This is a genomic window from Arthrobacter liuii (assembly GCF_014639275.1).
Classification (GTDB): Bacteria; Actinomycetota; Actinomycetes; order Actinomycetales; family Micrococcaceae; genus Arthrobacter; species Arthrobacter liuii.
The window spans coordinates 1-21687 of the sequence record NZ_BMFW01000045.1; the positions used below are offsets into that span (position 1 = coordinate 1).

Annotated in this window: 26 protein-coding genes; 15 read left to right on the forward strand and 11 right to left on the reverse strand. The window is 62.5% G+C overall.

The annotated features are described in order from the left end of the window. Window positions 1-234: 234 nt before the first annotated feature. Complete coding sequence (locus IEW19_RS21655; protein ID WP_229748661.1) at window positions 235-546, forward strand: DUF1932 domain-containing protein; 312 nt, start codon at window positions 235-237, stop codon at window positions 544-546. A 158-nt stretch (window positions 547-704) separates the two neighbouring features. Then, entirely contained in the window at window positions 705-1136 is a 432-nt protein-coding gene (locus IEW19_RS21660) for an HD domain-containing protein (protein ID WP_188573628.1), read from the forward strand. A 129-nt stretch (window positions 1137-1265) separates the two neighbouring features. Here IEW19_RS21660 and IEW19_RS21665 read toward each other — a convergent pair whose 3' ends face one another. The 5 genes from IEW19_RS21665 to IEW19_RS21685 form a co-directional block, all read right to left on the reverse strand. Further along, on the reverse strand, window positions 1266-2033 hold the full coding sequence (locus IEW19_RS21665) for an IclR family transcriptional regulator (protein ID WP_308420026.1): 768 nt from the start codon (window positions 2031-2033) through the stop codon (window positions 1266-1268). 183 nt (window positions 2034-2216) lie between these two features. Further along, complete coding sequence (locus tag IEW19_RS21670) at window positions 2217-2639, reverse strand: universal stress protein (RefSeq protein ID WP_188573630.1); 423 nt, start codon at window positions 2637-2639, stop codon at window positions 2217-2219. Window positions 2640-2733: 94 nt separating this feature from the next. Then, window positions 2734-3714: a cyclase family protein gene (locus tag IEW19_RS21675; protein ID WP_188573631.1), complete on the reverse strand. Its 981-nt coding sequence runs from the start codon at window positions 3712-3714 to the stop codon at window positions 2734-2736. Then, window positions 3711-3968 carry a hypothetical protein gene (locus tag IEW19_RS21680; RefSeq protein WP_188573632.1) on the reverse strand — a complete coding sequence of 86 codons (258 nt, stop codon included), beginning with the start codon at window positions 3966-3968 and terminating at the stop codon, window positions 3711-3713. Before IEW19_RS21680 ends, IEW19_RS21675 begins: the two co-directional genes overlap by 4 nt. A 9-nt stretch (window positions 3969-3977) precedes the next feature. Beyond that, window positions 3978-5315: a TRAP transporter large permease subunit gene (locus IEW19_RS21685; RefSeq protein WP_188573633.1), complete on the reverse strand. Its 1338-nt coding sequence runs from the start codon at window positions 5313-5315 to the stop codon at window positions 3978-3980. A gap of 476 nt (window positions 5316-5791) precedes the next feature. On the opposite strand from IEW19_RS21685, the gene IEW19_RS21695 reads away from it, so the two are divergent. Further along, on the forward strand, window positions 5792-6595 hold the full coding sequence (locus IEW19_RS21695) for an IclR family transcriptional regulator (protein ID WP_188573635.1): 804 nt from the start codon (window positions 5792-5794) through the stop codon (window positions 6593-6595). Window positions 6596-7037: 442 nt separating this feature from the next. After that, a complete protein-coding gene (locus tag IEW19_RS21700) occupies window positions 7038-7262 on the forward strand; it encodes an RBBP9/YdeN family alpha/beta hydrolase (protein WP_188573636.1) in 225 nt (74 codons plus the stop codon). Window positions 7263-7460: 198 nt separating this feature from the next. On the opposite strand, the gene IEW19_RS21705 is transcribed toward IEW19_RS21700, so the two are convergent. Together IEW19_RS21705 and IEW19_RS21710 are read right to left on the reverse strand one after the other, a co-directional pair. Next, the gene (locus IEW19_RS21705; RefSeq protein WP_188573637.1) at window positions 7461-8135 is read right to left on the reverse strand and encodes an SDR family NAD(P)-dependent oxidoreductase; all 675 of its coding nucleotides are present in this window, start codon (window positions 8133-8135) and stop codon (window positions 7461-7463) included. A gap of 178 nt (window positions 8136-8313) precedes the next feature. Continuing rightward, complete coding sequence (locus IEW19_RS21710; protein ID WP_188573638.1) at window positions 8314-8526, reverse strand: DeoR/GlpR family DNA-binding transcription regulator; 213 nt, start codon at window positions 8524-8526, stop codon at window positions 8314-8316. A gap of 383 nt (window positions 8527-8909) precedes the next feature. Between IEW19_RS21710 and IEW19_RS21715 the strand changes: the two genes are divergently transcribed. The 6 genes from IEW19_RS21715 (at window position 8910) to IEW19_RS21740 (ending at window position 15894) form a co-directional block, all read left to right on the forward strand. Beyond that, window positions 8910-9626: a DUF1932 domain-containing protein gene (locus IEW19_RS21715; RefSeq protein ID WP_188573639.1), complete on the forward strand. Its 717-nt coding sequence runs from the start codon at window positions 8910-8912 to the stop codon at window positions 9624-9626. A gap of 210 nt (window positions 9627-9836) precedes the next feature. Beyond that, window positions 9837-11072 carry a CaiB/BaiF CoA transferase family protein gene (locus IEW19_RS21720; RefSeq protein WP_188573640.1) on the forward strand — a complete coding sequence of 412 codons (1236 nt, stop codon included), beginning with the start codon at window positions 9837-9839 and terminating at the stop codon, window positions 11070-11072. Next, window positions 11073-11933 carry a hydroxymethylglutaryl-CoA lyase gene (locus tag IEW19_RS21725; protein WP_188573641.1) on the forward strand — a complete coding sequence of 287 codons (861 nt, stop codon included), beginning with the start codon at window positions 11073-11075 and terminating at the stop codon, window positions 11931-11933. An 85-nt stretch (window positions 11934-12018) separates the two neighbouring features. After that, on the forward strand, window positions 12019-13371 hold the full coding sequence (locus tag IEW19_RS21730; protein WP_188573642.1) for an MFS transporter: 1353 nt from the start codon (window positions 12019-12021) through the stop codon (window positions 13369-13371). A gap of 162 nt (window positions 13372-13533) precedes the next feature. Further along, window positions 13534-15231, forward strand: coding sequence for a thiamine pyrophosphate-binding protein (locus IEW19_RS21735; RefSeq protein ID WP_188573643.1), 1698 nt, complete (start codon window positions 13534-13536; stop codon window positions 15229-15231). Window positions 15232-15240: 9 nt separating this feature from the next. Beyond that, window positions 15241-15894 carry an IclR family transcriptional regulator gene (locus IEW19_RS21740; RefSeq protein WP_188573644.1) on the forward strand — a complete coding sequence of 218 codons (654 nt, stop codon included), beginning with the start codon at window positions 15241-15243 and terminating at the stop codon, window positions 15892-15894. 804 nt (window positions 15895-16698) lie between these two features. On the opposite strand, the gene IEW19_RS21745 is transcribed toward IEW19_RS21740, so the two are convergent. The 3 genes from IEW19_RS21745 to IEW19_RS21755 form a co-directional block, all read right to left on the reverse strand. Beyond that, entirely contained in the window at window positions 16699-17070 is a 372-nt protein-coding gene (locus IEW19_RS21745; RefSeq protein ID WP_268236321.1) for a type II toxin-antitoxin system death-on-curing family toxin, read from the reverse strand. Window positions 17071-17248: 178 nt separating this feature from the next. Then, complete coding sequence (locus tag IEW19_RS21750; protein WP_188573646.1) at window positions 17249-17548, reverse strand: hypothetical protein; 300 nt, start codon at window positions 17546-17548, stop codon at window positions 17249-17251. 171 nt (window positions 17549-17719) lie between these two features. After that, window positions 17720-18199, reverse strand: a complete 480-nt coding sequence (locus tag IEW19_RS21755; protein WP_229748664.1) for a hypothetical protein — start codon at window positions 18197-18199, stop codon at window positions 17720-17722. Between the two features lie 284 nt (window positions 18200-18483). Here IEW19_RS21755 and IEW19_RS21760 point away from each other — a divergent pair, with 284 nt between their 5' ends. From IEW19_RS21760 to IEW19_RS21770, 3 genes are all read left to right on the forward strand, one after another. Beyond that, on the forward strand, window positions 18484-18849 hold the full coding sequence (locus IEW19_RS21760; RefSeq protein ID WP_188573647.1) for a hypothetical protein: 366 nt from the start codon (window positions 18484-18486) through the stop codon (window positions 18847-18849). Between the two features lie 77 nt (window positions 18850-18926). Continuing rightward, on the forward strand, window positions 18927-19307 hold the full coding sequence (locus IEW19_RS21765; RefSeq protein WP_188573648.1) for a hypothetical protein: 381 nt from the start codon (window positions 18927-18929) through the stop codon (window positions 19305-19307). Then, on the forward strand, window positions 19304-19597 hold the full coding sequence (locus tag IEW19_RS21770; protein WP_188573649.1) for a hypothetical protein: 294 nt from the start codon (window positions 19304-19306) through the stop codon (window positions 19595-19597). Before IEW19_RS21765 ends, IEW19_RS21770 begins: the two co-directional genes overlap by 4 nt. 209 nt (window positions 19598-19806) lie before the next feature. Here IEW19_RS21770 and IEW19_RS21775 read toward each other — a convergent pair whose 3' ends face one another. Beyond that, entirely contained in the window at window positions 19807-20154 is a 348-nt protein-coding gene (locus tag IEW19_RS21775; RefSeq protein ID WP_229748665.1) for a DUF2306 domain-containing protein, read from the reverse strand. Between the two features lie 484 nt (window positions 20155-20638). Here IEW19_RS21775 and IEW19_RS21780 point away from each other — a divergent pair, with 484 nt between their 5' ends. Both IEW19_RS21780 and IEW19_RS24340 read left to right on the forward strand, forming a co-directional pair. Continuing rightward, the gene (locus IEW19_RS21780; protein WP_188573650.1) at window positions 20639-21169 is read left to right on the forward strand and encodes a T6SS immunity protein Tdi1 domain-containing protein; all 531 of its coding nucleotides are present in this window, start codon (window positions 20639-20641) and stop codon (window positions 21167-21169) included. A 123-nt stretch (window positions 21170-21292) separates the two neighbouring features. Then, window positions 21293-21418, forward strand: a complete 126-nt coding sequence (locus IEW19_RS24340; RefSeq protein ID WP_373283636.1) for a hypothetical protein — start codon at window positions 21293-21295, stop codon at window positions 21416-21418. Window positions 21419-21687 lie beyond the last annotated feature (269 nt).

Here is a 21687-nt window from a genome sequence, read left to right on the forward strand (position 1 = left end):
CAACACCTTCAAACAGTGGCGGGCCCTGGCAACCCGCTACGACAAACTCGCCCTCACCTACCGCGGCGGAGCAGTCCTCCGAGCAATCAGCATCTGGCTGACAGCTTTAGGAGACACGCCCTAGGCCCCTCGACACCGTTGATGGCAGCTGGTCCAGGTGCTGATCGGATTGCAGCACTCTTGCGCCCGGTAGGGGCACCGGTGGAGGTGGTTCCCGGCGCACTAGGGGACGCCATGGCCCACAAACTACTGCGCAGCATCGTGATGAAAGGCCTCGCCGCCGTCGTTTGCGAAGCCGTGGAGGCAGGACGACGCGCCGGCTACGAAGACTGGGTCCGCGGCCAAATCGCCGCCGAACTAGCCGGGGACGGCCACGGGACGATAGACCGTTTCATCTCCGGGTCCGCGAAGCATGCGGCGCGCCGCGCCGAGGAGATGAACGCAGTCGCTGGTTATTGCCACGCCCTGGGCACACCGTCACACATGAGCACAGCGGCCCGGGATTCGCTGATGGAACTCGCCGGCGCTGAAGTGAAAAGCGCGTGAGCGGGCTCTACACGATTCAAACCGGGGAGCCGAGTCAGCGACAGGAGGTGCTCCGGCTCTTTCCAAGAATGGCAAAGCTGGGAGCCCCCCTCCGGGAACGAGCCATCACGGCTTGGGTGAGTGCTTGGCTTTCCAGCACCCACAGCACCTTGGAAGAGATGCCCTACTCTCTGCAAGCGGTGGACTACCGCCTGCTCGACCACACCAACGAAGTCGCCGACGTCGGGCTCTTCCTCGGTGATTACGCCCGCGGGCGTTGGGGCAGCGAACTTGAAGCCGATACGCTGATGGCCACGCTGATCCTGCACGACATCGACAAGGCCCTCCTCTACACTCGGCAGGACGGTGCGGTCGTAGCCGACCCCGCACGGGCCTGCCTGCCGCACGGGGTCCTGGGAGCGATGCTGCTCAAAGAAGCAGGCCTTCCGGACGACATCGTCACCCTCGTCGGGACTCACACCACAACAAGCCCTATCAAGACGGCAGGTCCCGAGGCCTGGATTCTGCACTACGCAGACCTCTTCGCCTGCGATCACGCGTTCGGGCAGGCCGAAGGTACCCTCCCCTTCTTCCAGCGGACCAACAACTGAAAGCTTCCGAGTAAAACCGGCAGCTGACAAGCTCAGTCTGATGAGCCAAGGCATAACGGTCCTCCCCGGTGACACCCGTGCCACCGGGGAGTATCCGCGCGGGTGCGGCTTTGAGCAGTCTCCACGACGTCAGCGGCTGCGCGCAGCGATACCTACTCCGGCGTTCACGACATCGCGGGTGGCCTGCGCCAGCAGTTCCGGCGTTAGCTTCTCCTCCGGCCCGATCACCTGGACCACGCCCAATAGATCGCCGTCCCGTCGCACGGGTGCGCTGATGGAGACGGCCCCGACCACCCGTTCGTTGCGTGACACCGCGTACCCTCGCGTGGCGATCTCGTTCAGGGCTGCCATGAAGTCCGGTATCTTGACAATACCGCCGCCTGCTGTTTCGAACTGACCCATGTCCCCCAGGACTGCCGCCCGGGACACGTCGTCCATGTAGGCCAGGAACACCTTGCCTCCGCCCAAATGCAGTGGAAGCCGGCCTCCGACGGGCAGCTGATAACGCAGGGGACTGCTTCCCTCGACCCGGGCAACCAGGACCCTCGATGCCCCGAGGCGAACCGACAGTGATGCTGTGAGTCCTAAAGCGGCCGCCAGCTCCTGGAGGACGGGGGTGGCCGTCAGCACCAGATTGTTGCCCATCAGGTAAGAATGCGCAGCAGCCAGGGCCGCGGCTCCAATGCTGTAGCCTGCGGAGTCCTGAGCGACGTAGTTTGTCCGTTCCAGGACACGAAGCATTCGCTGGGCGGTGGCAATGTGAAGGCCTGTGCCGCGGGCTACATCGGCCAACCTCACTGGCTTGCCGCTATCAGATAGGAAATCGACCACTTCAAAAGCCCGCTCCACGGAGCGCATGGTCGAACGTTCCGGGGTTCCTCCCGCGTCCGCCATCATTCCTCCTGGAATCGCATCAGAATAGTCAGCGCCCGGAAAACCGGACACAAAGTATCATACAGTGATACCGGCGGTCCCGGTGGAGTTCCTGCGGTAGGTGGGAGCGCATGCGGCTGTGACAGCATGCCTCCGCGGCAGCGGGCACACCCGTCGCTAGGGTTGAGGCTGGACTGTGAGGACGAGTCAGTCCGTCTTGGCTATATACACCTCGCATGACGCGTTGTGTGCCACGCTGTTGGCGACACTGCCCAGAACGCGGCCGATACCGCTCATGCGCCTGCTTCCCACGACGATCATGTGGGCATCGTGTGCTTCCGCATGCTGGATAAGGGCTTTAGAGGGCGAACCATGGACCGCGAAGTGGCCAACCCGCAGCCGCACGGAACGGACGGCCTCTGCCGTTTCACACGCGACCCTTTCCGCGTACTTTTCATCGGAAAAGGCCGGATGGTCGTTACCTATTCCGAGGACTTCTGCGCGCTCCTGGCTGTACCCCATGACTACATGGAGGTGAGCGCCGAGAGCCTCGGCGAAGCCGGCTGATGATACTGCAACCTTATGCGCGGTTTCGGTGCCGTCGACGCCTACGACGGTTAGCTTGGTCATCCCTGATCCTTCTTTACCTTCTTTGGCCTTCGGTGGGCTCGATCTCGACAGTCAACGTGCCATGTGGTCTTTCAGCCGGGCGGAAGCCTTCAGTTCACGCGATCGCGGTTGCGTTTGCGGGCGATCCTGTACCCCCGGTGATGTTCAGGGGCTTGATGGCGATGAAGGCGTCCCAGTTCCGGGTTGTCCTCATGTGCCGGGCGAGGGGGCCGAGTTTCCAGAGCTCGCCCAGGGGAAGGCCAAGTTTGGCCAGGAGTTGCTGGTGCATCATGCCGTGGTCGTTGGTGGCGGAGGCCCGGTAGGGGCTGTCGGCGACGGCGGGCAGGCATTCGAACGCAAAGTTGTCCGCAGCGACCACCGCGAACCGGCTGTCCCACGCCCATGCGACGAACTCCTGCGACTGGGCGACACCGGATGCCTTGCGGCTCTCGCGGAGGTGTTGCTTCTCGTCCGGAGCAAGGGCAAGGAACCACTCGCACCATCCGGTGTGGAGCATGAGGATGTCGCCGGGGCGGGTGATTAGTGACTGCGCCTTCATGGTTGCCTGGACCAGGTCCATGGTGAGCGGTTCCCCGGCGGCATGGTCGATGGGCTCCCCCACACTGTTCCGGTAGCCTTCCAGGTCCACGAGGATGCCTCTGCCGGTAATCGGATGCTCTGCCCATTCCTGGATGCCCAGGTCCGGGGTGCCTTCAGTGATCCGGTCATCAGCGGTGCCGTTGTAGAAGCCGACTTCGTCAGCCCGGCGGTGCCGAAGCCCGTCAATCTGGCTCGATCCCTGCAGGTAGTAACCGTCGAGGTAGTCGTCGCGGTGCGCCGGATGGGACGAGTAGATGGTGTGCCGGGGCGCACTGCGCTTGAGCGACATGCCGGGATCGAAGGCGTTCGCGGGGTAGTCCAGGCCAAATACCATCCCTGTCCGGATGCTGTTCCTGGCCTCAAGAATGGCCGCCGGCGTAATGAAGGATGGTGTCCCCCGCTCCGATTCAGGGAACAATCCCCAGGACGTCCCTGATAATCCGTCCTTCCTTTTGAGCAGTTGGACGAAGGAGGGAAATATCTGGCTGTCAGTCATGAAGAAGTGACTTTCTGTTGCTGCGGCACTGCTTTATTGGGGCGCCTGTAGCTAAGTAGGAGCCCCGCCACGGCGCAGATGGACGCAGCGATGCAGATGGGCGGTTTGATGACGTTGTTGAAGAATTCCAGCCATTCGTTCTGCCCGGCCACCAGCCCCGCGGCCTGCCCGATGACGAACAGGACGCCGCCGATCAGCAGCGCTCCGAGGGTGATGACGAAGACGGTCTCGGTGAGCCTTCTGGTTGTGTTCATGGTGGTTCCTTAGATTGGCAGGACGCCGACGATGATCAGCACGCCAATGACCAGCAGGGGCAGGGCGTAGTGGGTGAGGAGGCGGGCGAAGGTCTTGAGGGGGTTGACGTCCGCGATGCCGCAGGCCACGTAGAGCGGGGCACCGCCGGGTGGAACCGCCGCCTCGCACGAGGAGAACACCAGGACAGCGACCGCCGCGGTGGTCGCCGGAACACCGGCCGCGACGAGGGCCGCCACGCCAACCGTTCCGACGGCAGCCATGGTGGCCGTGGCCGACAATGGGGCGGCAACGGCGATCACGGTCGGGCCGATCAAGATAGCGAGCAGCCACAGGGGGAGGTTCATTCCGTTCAGCAGCGCCGTCATTTGCTTGGGGAGGCCGGTGTAGGCCAGGGCGTTGGCTCCGGCAAAGGCGAAGACCACCGTAACCCCGACGATCCCGAACCGCGGCGCCGAACCTTGCAACAGTCCGACCCAGGCCTGGGCGGTGCGTGGCAGTTGTTTCCGGCCCAGCAGGGCACCGGTGATGAGCAGGACCACAGGGATCCAGACGATCACGCTGACGGACTTGCTGACGTCCCCGCCGGTCCAGTTCGAGAGCGCCGACGTAAGGAACCCGGAGGTGATTACCAGCGGGATGGCGACGACGACGAACAGCAGGAGGGTGGCCCAGCCCTGGCCGAAGGCGGCCCGGACGGACAGCCGGTGGGCCGCGTCCAAGGGTGTCATCCCGCTTTTGCGGATCAGCAGCCAGGTAACGATGAGCCGGTGGAGGAAGCACCACAGGCCACCGAGCAGCAGGGGAATGACAAGGGCGTTGATGTTCAGCAGGGGCCCCACCGTTGCCGAACCAACCAGGACGAACATTGAAGCGCTGAACGGAAAGGTGATGCCCATTCCAGCGTTGCCGGCCACGAGCGTGGCTGCCGCCGGCTTGTCCAGCCGGGACTTCTCCATCCAGGGGATGGTGATGGACCCCACCGTCGCGGCGATCGCAGCCTGGTTATGAACTACGCCACCCAGACCCGCCGAGGCCACTGTCGAAACCCACGCGGGACCGCCCTTGACCCCGCCGATGAGTGAATTGAGCAGGTCGATCAGCCGGTCCAGGATTCCGGCCTTGTCCAGGAGGTACCCAGTGAAAACGAAGGCCATCGTGGCGTAGACGATTTCGTCGGTCGCGGCCGAGTAGAGTGCGGACCAACCTGCCTGTGCTGCTGCGGAGCCGGTGAACGGGAGGACCACTAGGAATCCCAGGATCATTGCTTCGCCGACGCTGCGCTTGATTACAGTGGTCCAGAGGAGGATGACGGCCAGGTATGCCCCCAAGGCCCAGATGCCGATCATATTCCTGCCCCTGCCACTGCAACGCAAATCTTTGTGTGGTTAGCCATAACAAGCCTCTTCATTGATTCTGTCCGACCACCGGGTCGGCGCAACACGGGCGTCACGGGGGTGGATCAGTTGGTCTTCTGGACCACGGCCGGGTCTTCGATGGCCTCCTCAAGGGCAGCCTCAATCCGCTTGGCAACGGCATCGGGAAACCCAGCCGGGACGCAGCAGCCTCTGGGGATTCCCGCGGGCAGGTCGTATAGCCGGATTCCTTGGCTGTGGGGACGTCCGGCGGGGAGCGGCCGCGCTCGGCGGACATGGCTGGGAGCGACGCTCCTGGTGTTCCCGGCTTTCGTCATCGGTGACTTCGTCGTCATTCTTCCCTCTTCAACTTGCCCACTTCCACTGTATGAAAGAGCATTACGTCAGGGAAACAGTGACAGCCCACACAGAGCACTGTCAAGCGCAATGGAATTACATAGAATGAAATAATGACGACGGCGGCAACACCCGAAAAGGCGGCTTCAGCCGATGAGGGCGCGAAGGCCACCAACATGCGGTCCCTCTCGAGGGCCATGGAGGTTTTCGCCGAGCTTCAACGCGCGGAGAGGCCACAGCGACTGAGTGATCTGGCCAGGGCGTGCGGCATGAGCCCGCCGACCACGCTGAGGATCCTCCGCGTGCTTCAGGATTTCGGCATGGTAAGCCAATCGGATAAGTCATACAGGATCGGGCCTGCTGTAGTGCCTGCCGCCCGGAGCTACTTGGAGAACGATCCGCTCGTAGTGTCCTCCCGACCCATCCTCCAGCAACTGGCGACGCAAACTGGGCTCACGGCTTCGCTGTACACTCGTCTGGGCCAGGAACGGATCCTGGTGGCACGGGTGGATGGTGAAGCGCCCCTGCGCTACGACCTCCCACTGGGCAAACGGCTGCCCCTGACGTCAGGAGCAGCGGGTAAGATCCTGCTTGCCGGCGCCGCGGTGGAAGAATTACAGGAAGCTGTCAAAGCCGCCGTCCGGGCAGGCCACGAGCCGAAGACGTTCACGCTCGAGGAGCTCCAGTCGCGGCTTCCCGAAGCGGACGCCGACTACGCATGCTCAGCTGACGAACGCGCCACGGGTGTTCGCTCCGCGGCCGTAGCCATTCCCAACAGGACGGGGCAGGCCACTGAGTCCATGTCCTTGACCAGCCCTGTTGAAGCCGCCAGCGAAGACACCATCAGGGCAGGCATCCCAGAACTGAAGCGTGCGGCCGCCAGGCTGGCGGAACTGCTGGAAGGCTCAGTCTATTAGAAGGCGTCCCCTGCTCAGCAGGAGCCACGTCGCTATGGTCTTGGGTAGGCGTGGCTGCCGGGGCGCCCGCCCACCGAGACCTTGCGATGCAAGATCTCCGGCTGGTACGGCCTCTCCCCCGCCCTGCCAGAGAGTAGGAACCCTTTCGCCCGGCACACAGGCACATGCAAGGCGCCTGAACTGATCCTGAAGCCCGTGACTCCCTGCGGTTTGAACAAGGCGACAGGTACCCCACCCCGCACCGCCAAGGTTGACCGCTACGTCAAGAACCGCGACGGGGACGTTTACGGGAACTCGAAGTGTAGACCGTTGGCGGGGATGGCAGCCGCCCCGTTCACACAGGCGGTCCATAGAAAGCGCTCAGGGTTACACCCAAAGCGGCGGCAACATTGATCAGCGTTGGCGACGGAATAGAGGTGACCCGTCCGGTAGGGTCCGCCTAATGAATGCCGAATCGATCCCAGCCGGGCTTGTCCAGCGTGTGGTCATCGTCCATGGGTACAAGTCGGCGCCGGACGCGAACTGGTTCCCCTGGCTTCAGCGCGAACTTCAGTCCGCGGGCGTGGACGTCTCATTTGTTCCACTCCCTGCCCCGAACGATGCGGAGACAACAGCATGGGAGAACGCAGAAGACGGAGTCACCCGCTCCCGGCAGTGCTTGACCTGATCCTGTCCCCCTCCCTAACAGGCTCTCCCAACGTGGGCGCGGCGCGTGCTCGGCGGTCTTCCCGTCGGCCATCAGCGCTTGACCAGCAAAATGTGGTTTTTTGGGTCTGGGCCACGGGCATTGATGCGTCTCTGGCTCTGAGTGACGATCGGGTCCACGGCCTCGTCTCGAAGTCAATGAGGCAGCCGATGGCGCCTTTTACTCTCTGCCGTCCTCGAGCGGGATGAGCATAGCGCGGAATGGACCCGGGCCGGAGTGGAGGCCCCAAATGCGATCGGCGACGTCGTCGATGCCATTGACAAGCTGAAGCTTAGGAATGGCCCCGGGGATCACGAGTTGCACAACACGGATGCCCTCAACCTCGAGTGCGTCGTGGAGCATCTCACCGTAGGCGCTCTCGGCCGGAAACGCGACCGATGTGCCGGCGAAGCCGGCGCGTGCCTTCACCGAAGTTCCGCCGTTGATCAGGATGATACTGCCGTGACGTGCCCGGCGCATCGCTGGTAGCACCGTACGCACCGCATGAATGAGCCCCAGAGCCGAGAACCCCAATGCTTCCAGCGCAAGCTCGGGAGTCAAGTCGAGTACCGGCTTCAGGTACTCACGTGACGGGAGTGGGCTGTACTGCAACGTGGTGATGGATCCCAGCTCTGCCGCAGCACGTGTAAGGGCAGCCTCAAGCGCTGCTGGGTCCAGCACGTCCGCGGCGTAACCACGTGCGGTGAAGCCGGCGGCATTGAGCCCAGCAGCCATGGCGTCAAGCTTGGACTGGTTCCTAGAGATCAGTGCTATCGAGAAACCTTCGCGCCCAAACCTTCGCGCAACTGCCGCTCCAAGTCCGGGTCCAGCTCCAATGATGGCGATGACAGGCACGGTGAGTTCCTTCGCTTGATATTTTTGTCTTTGGAGTGGTGCCGCCAGGTTGTGCGACCCTTTGTCAGCATGCTCACATACACCCACCCCCTGTGACTCTAGTTCACGCTTTCACTGCTAGCGAGCGGCGCCTTCCGGTCATTTGTGACTCGTTCGGCGGACAGGGAGCCTCGGCCTGCTAGATTTGGGCGGCGACCCTGATAAGGGGAACCGGGCAGGCCGCTGCTCGGATGGGGTCGAGGGTGTCGTCGGTGATTCCAGCGGTGAAGTCTTCGAATCCGAAGACTTTGAAGAGGGCTTCGCGGCCAAATTTGCTGCTGTCAGCAACGAAAAACGCCTGTGCGGCGATGGACTTCATTTTGCGCTTGAGCTCGACCTGGTAGCTGGACATCGCCTACATACCAAGCAACTCCGAAAAGCTCGGCCCTGAACCGAAAACAGGGCCTAACCTTCAGACGCCAGGGGACCCCGCCGACCAACTCGGCGGGGTCCCCTGCGTTTTACCCGCAGTAAGGCCCCACAACATGCGCGGAAACGGCTGACCGAGGAGTCCTGCCGCCCACGTCCTTTCCCTTTCGGATCCGCAGCCGCCGGCTGCCGCCGTTGACTGGTCCGAAACTTCGGGCGTCCCTATCCGGTCGATGGTGGGGCCGTGGATTGCCGACCAGGACCTCGTTCTGGTCTGTGTGCCGGGCTCGGTGCTGCCGTTTGTGACTGATTCGCTGGTACAGCATGTGTCTCCCGGTGCCACAATCGTTGATATGACGACGGCCAGTGCCCGGGCCAAGAGGGGAGTCAGCCGCGCGGGCCGATGCCGCGGGCATCGCCTACATCGACATCGCCATTACCGGCGCTGTCGCCCTCAACGGGGTTGGCACTCCACTGCTGTATGCGGGCAAGCCCGACAGCGCCGTCCTGGACCTGCTGGCTTCGGTGGGCGCCCCGGTCCGGGTCCTGCCCGACAGCGCTCCCGGCGACGCCGTGACCGTCAAGCTGCTGCGCTCGGTGATCATGAAGGGACTGGAAGCCCTGGCCACTGAGGCGTTGCCGGCCGCGCGGGCCTATGGCGTTCTTGACCAGCTATACGCCGTGCTTGGTGACGTTGACCAGGCCCCCTTTACCGATTTGCTGAAGAGCATGGTCGCCACCCATCCTGCCCACGCTGTCCGTCGCCACGCCGAGGTCCTCGAAGCTGCCGCTCAGTTGGAAAGCATCGGATGTCCGGCCGGACTGACCGAACAGGTTGCGGGAAAGTTCGCGGCAACCGCCGACAGCGTCGCACGTACGGGCGGGCCCGAAAACGCGTCCATCGAAGCATCCTTGGACTGGCTGGCGACATCCGCAGTCCGGGCCTCCGAATCCGCTGCCACCCAGGACCGTCCATGCGATCAGCGCTCCTGTGGCGGTATAGCTCCACCCGAAACGGCTCCTCCACCGTGCAGTAGCGATTACGGCTGTTCCCCCGACGCGGCGGGCTATCCACGCCATTAACGATTCCGGCAGATCCCGCTTCGACGATTTGCAGTTTGTGAATCCGGCACCGTGCTGTTTGCAGCTGCTCCGCCTATGGTCGATCTTCGCACCGCAGGCCCCTTGCTATTGCGCGGCTCACATCACCATGCTACCGTCTATCCGCCCATTGGCAGACTACTCCCACACAGTGGGAAGCCAGCAAACGCAAAGACACAGGTAGAAGAACGTATGACGCAGGAAATTTCATTGGAGGACAACGCCCTCCCACTGGCCGGAATTCGCGTGCTGGAGCTCGGTAGCTTCATCGCCGCGCCCTTTGCAGCGCGCATTTTTGGCGATTTTGGCGCTGAGGTCATCAAAATCGAAAAGCCCCAGGGCGGCGACGAACTGCGCGACTGGCGCAAAACCCGCGGCACCACTTCCATGCTTTTCCGCACCATCGGCCGGAACAAGAAATCCGTCGCGCTCGACCTCCGCTCCGAGGGCGGCCGGGAGGCGGCAAAGAAAATCGCCGCCCAGTGCGACGTGGTCATTGAAAACTTCCGGCCGGGCACCTTGGAAAGGTGGGGCCTCGGTCCCGACGTTCTTCAGGAACTCAACCCGGAAATGGTCATGGTCCGGATCTCCGGCTACGGCCAGACCGGTCCCTACAAGAACCGCGCCGGGTTCGGCAGCTCGGCCGAGTCCTTCGGCGGCCTGCGCTACATCACCGGAGAACCGGACCGCCCTGCAGGCAGGGCGGCAGCAAGCATGGGTGATACCGTCGCCGGACTCTACGGAGTTATCGGAGCCTTAATGCTCATGCTCCAAAAAGCCCGCGGGGCACAGCTCGGGGGCTCCCAGGTTGTAGACGTCGCCCTTTACGAAGGCGTCTTCAGCCTGCTCGAATCCCTCGTTCCGGACTACGACGCCTACGGCATGATCCGTAAGCGCACCGGCGGTGCATTGCCCGGCGTCGTACCCACCGGTTCCTACCTCTGTCAGGACAAGCTCGAAGTCGTCATCGGCGGCAACTCGAACTCCGTGTTCGTCCGCCTCATGCGGGCCATCGGCCGCGACGACCTCGCCGGGGACGAAACCCTCCTCACCACAGAAGCCCGCGCCGCACGCGAAGAAGAACTCAACGGCGCCATCTCAGCGTGGACCGGCAGCATGCCGCTAACGGAGGTGCTGGACAAGCTGGACGACTCAGGCGTCCCCGCGGGCCCCGTCTACGACGCCCCAAGCATCGCCGTCGACAAGCACTACTTGGCCCGCGGCATGATCCAGACCCACGAGGTAGTCATCGAGAAGGAGCCGGAACTGATCCGCTTCCCCGGCGTCGTACCCAAAATTCCCGGCCATCAGGGCCAGGTCAAGTGGATGGGTCCGGAGCTTGGCCAGCATACGGCTGAAGTCCTACAGGAACTGGCCGGCATGAACGCTCAAGAAATCGCCGATCTCGGATTGCAGGAGGTGGGCTGAATGAAGGTCGAGATCACCGATGTCTTCCTGCGCGACGGCCTCCAGGACGAACCGGTCATTGTCCCCACGGCGCACAAGATCGAAATCGCCGAAGCCCTGGTTGCTGCCGGTGTAAAGCGCATCGAGACAGCGTCCTTCGTGAACCCCAAGCGGGTTCCGCAAATGGCAGACGCAACCGCGGTGATCTCATCCCTCCCGGCATTCGCGGGTGTCGCCTACACAAGTCTTGCCCTCAACGGCAAGGGAATCGAACGTGCCGCTAAGGCCGGTGCCACTGACATCCAGGTTGTCGCCTCAGCCAGCCAGGCGCACAGCAGCGCCAACGCGGGGCAGACCATCGAGGGAGCCCTGGCAAGCCTCGCCACTACAGTGGCGAAGTTTCCCAACGTGCGTTTCTTCGCCGGCATCTCCACCGCGTTCACCTGCCCATTCGAAGGAACTACTGATCCCAGCTACCTCCTCCGCGTCGTCCGCGCCTTCAAAGACATGGGTATCACTGACATCGGGCTCGCTGACACCCTGGGCACGACCCCCACCGAGCAGGTGCTGGCCAGCACTGCGCATGTCCGCCAAGCTGAACCGGATCTCACCTACTACCTCCACTTACACAACGCGAACAGCCAAGCCCTCGCCACTGCCAGCGCCGCAGTGGACGCTGGCATTATCCGTTTCGACGCAGCACTCGGCGGATACGGAGGTTGCCCCTTCGCCCCTGGCGCCCACGGCAACATCGCCACGGAGGAACTCGTCCGGCACCTTCACCAGACAGGCCACGACACCGGCATTGACGAGGAACGCCTCGCAGAAGCCGTCCGTCTCGCCCGCCAGGCCGTCATCACCGCCCTAGCAGTCCCACACTGAGCAGCAGCCTCTATCCCTATTTATCCCCTCCGGGCCTCAACGAATAAACCCCTACCACTACCGACCGTCAACGAGGATGGATCCAATGGAAACCCCCAACACCCCGGCAATGCCCCTCCCGGCAGGGCCAAAACTGTCGAAGCGCATGCTGCTCGCAGCCGGTGCAGGCCATGCTGTAGAAGCATTCGACTTCCTGATTTTCTCGCTTTTCGCGGTATACCTCTCGCACTCATTTTTTCCCCCAGGCAACGACGCCCTTGCCCTTATCAACACCACCGCCACCTTCGCCCTTTCCTTCTTCTTCCGCCCCTTGGGCGGTCTCTTGTTCGGAAGACTGGCGGACAGGCGCGGACGCCGCCCCGCGCTCATGGGCACTGTCCTATTAATGTCAGGATCATCACTGGTCATGGCCCTTCTTCCGGGCTATGAGACCATCGGCTGGGGCGCGCCGATCCTCCTGCTGATCGCCCGCTGCCTGCAAGGCATTGCCGCCGGAGGCGAAGTCGGAAACTCATTCATCTACCTCTACGAGCGCGCTCCAAAGGGTGCCAAGGGGCGACACTCCTTCGTCATCTACTTGGCAACAGGCACGGCAGTTCTCGTCGGCTCCCTCTTGGGTTTTGTCATCTCAACCAACGTCAGCGCGGATGCCATGAACCAGTGGGGCTGGCGCATACCGTTCATAATTGGCGCGGTGCTTGGTCTGGTCGTTCTCTACCTGCGGCGCCAATTGCACGAGACCGAAGAATTCACCGCGCGGTCCAAAGCTCCGGCAACCAAAACAGCTGCCCGGGGTTCAGTCGGGCGCACCTTGCGCGAACACCCCAAGCCCATCGCCCAACTTTTCTTCTTCTCCGGCGCAGCGTCCCTTTCCTTCTACGCCATCTCGAATGCCTTGAAAATCTACATCGGCGACCCGCACGGACCGGTCCGAGCATCGAGCTCAGACTCCTTCCTCGCCCTCACAGTTGCCACCATCGTCTACCTGGCACTCCTGTATCCATTCGGAGCACTGGCAGACAAAATCGGACTGAAAAAGCAAACCATCATCGCTCTGGGGATCATCGCCGTTTCGATTGTCCCGTTGACCCTCATGCTCAATAAAAGTCTGCCCAACCTCATACTCGTCCTCGTCCTCGCCCACACGGGCCTGGCCATGCTGACCGCCATTTCACCGATGATGATCGCTCAACTTCTTCCCGTTGAACTTCGGGGAACCGGCGTGGGCGCCTTCTTCAACACGGCCAACGCCTTGTTCGGCGGAACCGCGCTCTTCGTACTGACGCTGCTCAGCAGCCAGGGACTTGGCTGGGTGTTCTACGCCTACGTTGCCGTCATGTGCCTCGTGGCCCTGACCTGCGTCGTCGGAATGCGAACGGCAGAATCCAGCAGGTCTGCCCCGGCCGAGAAGGCACTTCAAGCCGAGACCGTGGAATAACCATCGGCAAGCGGCCGCGGCAGCGCCGGCGGAAAGTCAAACATCGCCGGCAGGATGCCGCGGCCGTTCCACTCCACCACACCAGGTCATTCACAAGCACTTCAACGCAGCAATCCTTTCCGCCTTAAATGCCCCTTTAAACAAAGGAACATCAACAGAGCCATGACCAGCACAACCGAACTTCTTCCCGGCGAGGCACAGCCGCTTCCGGACGAAGGCCATGTGACCGCACTGGTCGCAGATGTGGTGGCCGAGCGTGCGCAACACCTCTTTGGACTGATGGGAAACGGTAACGTCCACCTGATCAGCCGCCTAACCCGCCGCGGCTTCCCGTTCACCTCCGCCCGCCATGAATCAGCCACCGTAGCCATGGCCGACGCCTACTACCGGGCAACCGGAAACATCGCAGCGGCCACCACCACCTACGGCGCCGGATTCACCAACGCCTACAGCACCCTTGCCGAGGCACGAATGGCCCGCATCCCGCTGGTCCTCGTGGTCGGTGACGCGCCCTCGACCGGCCAACGGTCCTTCGACATCGACCAAACCAAGGCCGCCAAGGCAGCCGGAGTGGTGACGCTCGTTGCCAGGCCCGGCAACGCCGCCGCCATAACCCACCGCGCCTTTGACCTCGCATTCCAGACCGTCCAGCCGGTGGTTCTGGCTCTACCGTACGACCTGGCCACTGCACCACCTACCGCGCCGGAAGCCCTCGAACCCCTGCCCGGCAAACCTCTGTGGCCCGCCCAACCGGCCGACCTGGACCGTGTCGCCAGTCTTCTGGCCGGAGCCAAACGTCCCTTGATTCTGGGCGGACGTGGGATGCTCATGGCCGGCGCAGCCTCTGCCGTTCGCGAAGCAGGCGACCGGATCGGCGCCCTGTTCATGACCACCGTCATGGCATCCAACGCCTTCAACAGCCCGTGGGACCTGGGCATCGCCGGCGGCTTCACCCGCAGCCACCGTCTCGATATTGCCCGGCAGGCTGATGTCGTCCTGGTGATCGGCGCCAGCCAGAACACCTTCCAAACCCGGTACGGAACCCTGTTCCCCGCACAGACCACGGTCGTGCGGATCGATAACGAACCGGATACCGGCAGCCCGGCCGTCGCGGAATACATCCGTGCCGATATCCCGTCATTCACCGACGGCCTCCTCGAACGTCTTCCCCACGTCAGGCCCACGTGGCGGGACCACGCCCCCGACGTATCTGGCCCGGACTTCCGCTCATCCCACCCCCGAGAAAATCCGGACGAATTCGGCCCGGACGGCCGGTTGAACCCGAGGGCCGTCGTTGCCGCCCTAGATGGCATTCTTCCTGCTGAACGGTCAGTGGTCATGGATGGCGGACACTTCATCGGATGGGCACCAATGTATTTGTCCGTGCCGGACCCGCACGCCATGATCCTGGTCGGCACCGCCTTCCAGTCCATCGGCATGGGCTTCGGATCCGCCTCCGGCGTCTCGGTTGCCCGCCCGGAACGCACGACAGTACTGGTGAGCGGAGACGGCGGCGGGTTGATGGGCCTTGCGGACTTCGAAACGTTCCTTCGGGTCACCCGCAAAGGAGTCGTGGTGGTCCTCAATGACTCCGCCTACGGTGCCGAACTGCACCAGTACGCCGCCAAGGGCCTGCACGACCAGGCGATGCTCATCGACGAAGTTGACTTCGCGGCTGTCGGGCGCGCCCTGGGTGCCAACGGTACCAAGGCACATACCCTGGCTGACCTGGAACACCTTCAGGGCTGGCTCGCATCGAACCAGAACGGCGTCTACGTCCTGGATGTGGCCATCTCCCGAAAAGTCGTTGCGGAGTTTATGGCGGAGTCGGTAGCGGCCAAGGGATGCGCACGCGAATAGGCTGGCACTATGCCCCCTACCGAAACCAACGGAAGCAACCGTACCCTGGAACGCGCTGCCGCCATCCTCGATGCAGTGGGCCGGTCCTCCCTGTCAGCCAGCGAGCTTTCACGGCGGACCGGCCTGTCGCTGTCCACCGCGCACCGTCTCGGCCTCCAACTGGCCGAGTACGGCTTCCTTCGCCGAACCGACAACGGAGCCTTCCGCCTGGGAGACCGGTTCGTCCGCTCTGCCTTGGAAAACGCCAGCTCCCAAGCCCTTCAAGAGCTACGGGACGTGACAGGCGAAACAGCGCAACTATGGATCCGGCGCGGCGACGAACGCCTATGCCTGGTCAGCGCCGACAGCCGGCACGAACTGCGCGCCACCCTCCCTCCCGGATCGCGAGTGCCCCTGCCCGCAGGATCCAGCGGCCGGCTGCTTTCAGCCGACGATGACGCCCTGGTTCAGCTATCTGCTACCGGTTGGATTGAGTCCAGCGGTGCCCGCACCCCCGGGCTCGGCTCTGTCAGCGCCCCAGTACGGACCGACGAGGGAATCATCGCCGCAGTCTGCCTGGCAATGCCACTGGCACGCGTCATCACCTCCCCCGGCAAAGACTACGGCGACGTCGTCATCACAGCCGCCCGGCGAATCGCCGAGGCCGTTGTCGAAAACAAATAGATGCCCCGCCCGACAGCAGTTGGAGTAGGCTCCCGCAACCTGGCAGGACCCAATACCTCCAATTGGAATCCTTCCTCGTCATGATTCACAGCGCAAAATGCGTCTTTACAGATACTCCCGCCCGACCACCGAAGTACGCCCCAACCTGACGTCGGGCTGTGGTGACAGCTCGTCAGATTTGGACTGGTTTCGTTCTTTTCTGACACAGCCGCAGGGAACTCCGAGTTCCTAACCTGACACGGACGCGGTCCCTGCCACGCTTAAAAAGCGGATATAAGTGTGCACAGTGTCCACACCCTCTTTGGCTGGACAAACACAGGCACACGGATTCTCGAGCGGTCCGCCCGAACCCTCACCTGGAAGGCATACGCCGGCATTGCTGTGGTCATGTCGTCCCGGCTCCCGAGGGCCATGAATAGGTGTAGGCCACCCCGGGCCCACCCGAGAAAACCGGAACGAGAAATCGCGGAAATCCACTCTCAACAGGCGGAAGTCTCACGAGCCAGGACTTGAGCCCGCCACCCCACACACCCGCCTAGGCTCCGCGGCAGCCAAACCAAAGCCCGCACCCACAGCGTCAGAGGCGCCCAAGCGCAAGCTTTGTCAACACGTCAAAGCAAAATCGCCTCTGACGAGGGAATTTGTCGTGCCCGAGGTGGGACTCGAACTACATTCCAACCCTTGAAAACACTGGGAACCCGCGAAAACATGCGGAAAAGGCGGCAGTTCGAAACCAGTACGAGGCAGACCGAGGCGGAAAGTGTGGACATTGTCCACACCCCCATTCGGGTCGCTGGACGACTGCTACCGGGGCACCAGATGCGCAGAAATCTCGGCGGCAGAGTCCAACAAGTCGATACTGCCCGCGGCGACTCCGACGACGAGGTCGAGGCCTTCATCCGTAGTGAAGCCATGCCTGTAACCGTTGATCCACAGCAGCAGCACCATGAGCGTCCACGCCGTCCGCTTGTTGCCATCAATGAGTGGATGGAACCGGGCGACCGACTCCAAAACGGCTGCCGCCTTCACCGCGAGATCCGGATAAGCCTCCGCACCCACGACAGTCGTCGCCGGCCTGGCCAATGCCGAGGCCAACACACCGACATCACGGACTACGGGAGACGCACTGGAGGTAGTGGGGGACGGCGCGGGCTCCGAATAGGAACATGATGTCAGCAGCATTGCCGACGCCGCGAGAAACCCGGCGGTCCCTGTTTTCCAAGCTCCCAGTCTGTCCCCATGCATGTAAGCCCCCAAATCATCCCCGAAGGTGCGCTGCTGCAGATCCGAACGTCTATACGTGGCCTGCTCACTCAGACCAAACCAGCGCTTTCATCTGCAGTCCCCTCGGGCCTCAATTGCGGGGAGGCAGCGTCGTGTATCCGTGGGCCAGCTCATCCTTCTGGGCGCGTGCCTGACGCACGCTCAACACGACACCAAGAATGCCGAGCAGGACAAACGGGCCAAGCGGATCCCAAACCCGAGCGCCCGCAGCGGCACCAGCGATCACTGCCCCGTCCACCGCAACCATCCACACGGTGGCGGCGATCATGCCGATGCCAACCCGTCGTCGGCGGGCTCGGAGCGCACCGGCGGACGGCTGAACAGGGAGCGCGGCCCACCGTTCCTTGGGCACGAACTCAATCTCGTTCACCCGGACCTCCCCGACAGGCTCGACCAACGCGGCCTACCGGGCCGCCGACGCAAGCCTAACGTGCCGGCCAGCTGGATCACCGCGAGGTTTCGTTCCGAAAGGCCAGGAATAAAGATTACGGACGCGCTCGGATTCCTATTCACCCTCAATCAAGCCACCCGGTCCAGCACATTAGTGGTCCGCTGACCGCCGTGAGCTTGTCATCAAGTCTGCGAGGACTGCTCCAATGAGAGCAAGGATTGCCGGAGACTTAGCCCCTTCGACCGCTACATACAACAGTAACGAAGGCTGCGCTTCGGCAGGCTGGGGACCCGCGAAAGCCACTGGGCTGGCGATGGCGGCAGCTGCAGCCAAAACCGCAAGAATCACAACACGGGACTGCGTGTCCCGGATCAAAGCGCGATAGGCGATGATGGCTGCGAGCACGCTGAGGACAAGACTCAACCGCCATACATAAGGCAACCAGTCGCCGGAAACGCCAAAGACCCGGGAATCGAAACCAAGAAAAAGGTGGATCTCAGAAAGTTTCAGCTGCATGGACAAATAGCCAGTCAGTCCCAGCAGCAACAGCGAACCTATCAAGGCGGTTGCGGCCGCGGGCCCGGGACCTGACACTGCGCTCTTTGGATCCTCATTGACGGTCTTTTCCATTGAAATCCCCCATTCATTTTTCGATGACTCTAGCGCCCGGGGCGTAATTTCGAGAGGGGTTCTCGACGTAGAGGGACTCCGCAACAATGAGTCAGGTGTGGCCCTATAAGGCACCAGCATTGCGAAGTGCGGGTCACGATGAGCGGCGTGCTGGGCCTCGTTCAGCGCTTCCACTCCCGCATGTGCAGCCCTCGGATTCCTTGAGCCCTCGGCCGCACTTGGATGCTCCTTCATTTTCGGTGTCGGCGTCCTGGTCATCGACGCCAATAACGAATGGTTGGAAGATGGTCACCATGAACAGCAGCGCGCGTATTTACTGGCTCGTTCTGAGCCTCGTCTACGGACTGTCCCTTAGCGTGATCGGCCTCGGGCAAGGTGTCTGGCTTTGGGTCTTCCCCGTCGCGGCGTTGGTCTTCATCACCATCCACGCCTACGTCAACGGCCAGATTGTCAGCGGAGCCAATTGTGGATTTCCCACGGCAACCCCCGGGGTCGGCCTTCTGGCCATGGTCGGAGGTGCCGCCGCCATCCTTCTACGCAACAGCACAATCACCTACTGGGCCGTACCGGTGCTGAGCGCGATCGGGTTCGCGGCGATGTTCTGGTTCCTCACAAAACACGGCACGTTTTACCAACACCGTTCTGACTAACACTCAGCCAACCCCTTGCCGTCACCAAAAGCGGATGCAGCGAGGCCGGTCAGCAGCGCACCCGCTTGCGCTTCCTGATGGGTGATCCCAGCGGCGGCGGGATAGGGATCACCGAGCGGGATATCGGGAGCCCCGTTGACTGGGTGGGGGCGGCACGTCAGGCTGTGAGGACATCCATGGCGAACGGGGAGCCGATGAAGTACTCGCCGTACCTTGCCGCCGTTGCGGTTCTAGTCGGGGTCGCCCTTGTCGGTTGCCAGCCGGCCGTCGGGCCACCCGCGATGGGGTTATCCGCATCAGTGCCGGGACCGCCGTCGTCTGAGCTCGCGGCTATCATCCAGACTGCCGTCGAGGATCGAAACGGCCCAGTCCTCGACACTCCCCCCGCCGCGCGCCTCGCCGCGGCGCAGATGACGGCCGCCTACGGGTCCAAGCGCGAGCAGGACCTCCCGTGGTGACTCGGTCAAAGACCGGATTCAAGTCAATGGGCTTCTGGTATACGTCCTTTTCGACGACGGTCACCGTGGAATCAGTCGAGGTCACCGGTTCGGAGGCGAGCGTCAGATTCAAGGAATTGACCGAGGAATACCAAGCTTCGACAGCAAATGGGCCAACTAGCGTCCCGTCAAGCTACTCACTGCCGCAGATCGCCAGGTTCCGGGCATCCGGGGACGGCGGCTGGCAGCTAGACAGCATCACCCCTACCGTGCACGAGGGCATCCTGCCGATGTCCATCGTCGATCGCTGATTTCTGCCCGCAAGAACCCAAGGCACCCCTACGGGACACTTTTCTGGAATGCTGTCCATGGCAGACTCGTCTGGCGCCACGACGGAGCAGGGTACCCGCATCAGCCGCAGGTCAGGCCCGCTTGTCGAGCATGGACCCGGCGATGGCGTGGCAGCCGCTTCCGCTACCTAATAGGGGCGGGCTTTCCGGCCCCTACGGTGAGCGACCAGTTATCGGGCAGTTTGGACCGTGCGTGGTTTACACAGCTGGGCTATGCCGATGACTGTCAGTGTCGCTGTGCCAAGCAAGACCAGGATGAGGAGCCCCGGAAGGGGCAGCTCGTGGATGGCGAGTTGGGGAATGCGGCGCGAGGGCACTGCCACAACGCTTACAAAGGCGCCAATAAGGCCGAAGTAGCTGCCGGTCATGAAACTGCGGTGAGCCCTGATGTTCCTCTTACGGATGGCCCAGAGCCCTGCCGTCAGGGTGCAGAACGTCAGCACCGAGAGAACGTGCAGCCAATTGAAGCCGCCGTCGATAGTCCTGATTCCGAACGAGGTCAGAACCACGATGTACATAGCAACAGCCCAGATTCGACCGACGATCTTTGAACGCTGCCGCCTTTGGCCCGACGCAGCAGGTTCACTGCTCCGAAAATCAGCGAGTAGCTGGCGCGAGGGCGTGCAGCGAGATCAGAACTGTCCACGAGGAGGGCATGATCCGGAGCCTAGCGGACCTGAACCTGACACTGATGGCTGGTGAGACTCTCACGACGCTCGGCTTCGGCAAAGTATCCGCTGTGTACGCTGTCCACATGAGCAACGGGAGCCCACGGAGTGGTTCTTGGCGACGGATCCTGCAGCTACTGAAGAACTTATGGGCAGATGGAGGACCGTTGGCGCCCGGCTGGGGTTCGGCCGGCCGAAAAGCTAACATGGTCCCCAGTTTCGCCATTGTCCTCACCCAGCGGTGGCCATCTGCAGACGAAGCCACCCCGGAGCTTTCACAGCCGGCCGTAGCCGGCGTTGCCGTACTTTTCAGAGGACGATCATCAATGATTTCGTGTCCACGGGGACCATACCTGAGGCTGCAATACAGAAGTATGCAGGCTTGGTTCCTCCTGAACTTGCTGTGTTGTGGACTGACTACGGCGTCGGCACCTTCCACGAGGGCTATCTGCCTGTTGTTAACCCGGACGACTGGGGACAACTCGTTCAGGACACGCATCAAGGCTTAAATCCGTTGATTCCGATCATGACCACTGCGATGGGTGATGTTATCGGCTGGGATGGTGAATTGCTTCTCCTCTTGGATTACCGTCACGGCCTGGTCTGGACTCTGTTCTCGGAGAAGTTCTTTCTCAAACATCTCGACGAGCCGGGTTACATGGAAGAGGAACTCCACTGGTCCCCTTACCCCCAAGCCCGTGAACAACACGGTACCCCGGGGCCTGGCCAGTGTTTCGGGTATGTTCCCATCCTTGCAGCCGGCGGGGCTGAGAAGGTCGAGAACCTTCAGATTCTCGACATGCACACCCACATCGAGGTCATTACCGCCCTCACGGGACCGCTCGACGAGTTCGTGACGTATTAGCTGCCGCCGCCCAAATCCAGGCGACACTCCCCTCCAGGTCTTGATCAGCGGGATCGTGTTCGGAGGTCTCCACTTTTATGCCTTCGCCGGCCTGCTGCACTTCTGGCCCAGGCCGCGACAACTGTGCTCGGATGGGGCCTGGCCGCCCTCTACCTGATGTCGAAACGAAGCCTGTGGTCCTGCGTCATCGCCCACGTCCTGATCGACGCCGCCCTGGAGCCGGCGCTGCTCCAAAGCCTCATCCGCTAAGCCAACGGTGGACACATCGCGATGGGGTCCGGCCGGGTAGGGACGCATCCCGTTGTGGACTGCACGGAACGTCACGTGGCGCCGCGGAAAAAGTCCGTCATGTATCGCAGAAAGTCACACTCCTGACCTGATAAGGCCGCGACCCCCAAGGCACCGGGCGATCTGGAAGTCCCGGCGCGTCCCTGCCGAACGGGTTTGCCTGCGGTACGTTGGAGGCCATGGGCTACTTGTCCCCCGCATCTGCCGGGAATCCGAATGGATGAAGTATT

What these genes read in the sequence shown, in the direction of transcription:
- IEW19_RS21655 (WP_229748661.1), top strand. Translation starts at nt 235, where the DNA reads ATGGCCCACAAACTACTGCGCAGCATCGTGATGAAAGGCCTCGCCGCC.
- IEW19_RS21660 (WP_188573628.1), top strand. Translation starts at nt 705, where the DNA reads ATGCCCTACTCTCTGCAAGCGGTGGACTACCGCCTGCTCGACCACACC.
- IEW19_RS21665 (WP_308420026.1), bottom strand. Translation starts at nt 2,033, where the DNA reads ATGATGGCGGACGCGGGAGGAACCCCGGAACGTTCGACCATGCGCTCC.
- IEW19_RS21670 (WP_188573630.1), bottom strand. Translation starts at nt 2,639, where the DNA reads ATGACCAAGCTAACCGTCGTAGGCGTCGACGGCACCGAAACCGCGCAT.
- IEW19_RS21675 (WP_188573631.1), bottom strand. Translation starts at nt 3,714, where the DNA reads ATGACTGACAGCCAGATATTTCCCTCCTTCGTCCAACTGCTCAAAAGG.
- IEW19_RS21680 (WP_188573632.1), bottom strand. Translation starts at nt 3,968, where the DNA reads ATGAACACAACCAGAAGGCTCACCGAGACCGTCTTCGTCATCACCCTC.
- IEW19_RS21685 (WP_188573633.1), bottom strand. Translation starts at nt 5,315, where the DNA reads ATGATCGGCATCTGGGCCTTGGGGGCATACCTGGCCGTCATCCTCCTC.
- IEW19_RS21695 (WP_188573635.1), top strand. Translation starts at nt 5,792, where the DNA reads ATGACGACGGCGGCAACACCCGAAAAGGCGGCTTCAGCCGATGAGGGC.
- IEW19_RS21700 (WP_188573636.1), top strand. Translation starts at nt 7,038, where the DNA reads ATGAATGCCGAATCGATCCCAGCCGGGCTTGTCCAGCGTGTGGTCATC.
- IEW19_RS21710 (WP_188573638.1), bottom strand. Translation starts at nt 8,526, where the DNA reads ATGTCCAGCTACCAGGTCGAGCTCAAGCGCAAAATGAAGTCCATCGCC.
- IEW19_RS21720 (WP_188573640.1), top strand. Translation starts at nt 9,837, where the DNA reads ATGACGCAGGAAATTTCATTGGAGGACAACGCCCTCCCACTGGCCGGA.
- IEW19_RS21725 (WP_188573641.1), top strand. Translation starts at nt 11,073, where the DNA reads ATGAAGGTCGAGATCACCGATGTCTTCCTGCGCGACGGCCTCCAGGAC.
- IEW19_RS21730 (WP_188573642.1), top strand. Translation starts at nt 12,019, where the DNA reads ATGGAAACCCCCAACACCCCGGCAATGCCCCTCCCGGCAGGGCCAAAA.
- IEW19_RS21735 (WP_188573643.1), top strand. Translation starts at nt 13,534, where the DNA reads ATGACCAGCACAACCGAACTTCTTCCCGGCGAGGCACAGCCGCTTCCG.
- IEW19_RS21740 (WP_188573644.1), top strand. Translation starts at nt 15,241, where the DNA reads ATGCCCCCTACCGAAACCAACGGAAGCAACCGTACCCTGGAACGCGCT.
- IEW19_RS21755 (WP_229748664.1), bottom strand. Translation starts at nt 18,199, where the DNA reads ATGGAAAAGACCGTCAATGAGGATCCAAAGAGCGCAGTGTCAGGTCCC.
- IEW19_RS21760 (WP_188573647.1), top strand. Translation starts at nt 18,484, where the DNA reads ATGGTCACCATGAACAGCAGCGCGCGTATTTACTGGCTCGTTCTGAGC.
- IEW19_RS21765 (WP_188573648.1), top strand. Translation starts at nt 18,927, where the DNA reads ATGGGTGATCCCAGCGGCGGCGGGATAGGGATCACCGAGCGGGATATC.
- IEW19_RS21775 (WP_229748665.1), bottom strand. Translation starts at nt 20,154, where the DNA reads ATGTACATCGTGGTTCTGACCTCGTTCGGAATCAGGACTATCGACGGC.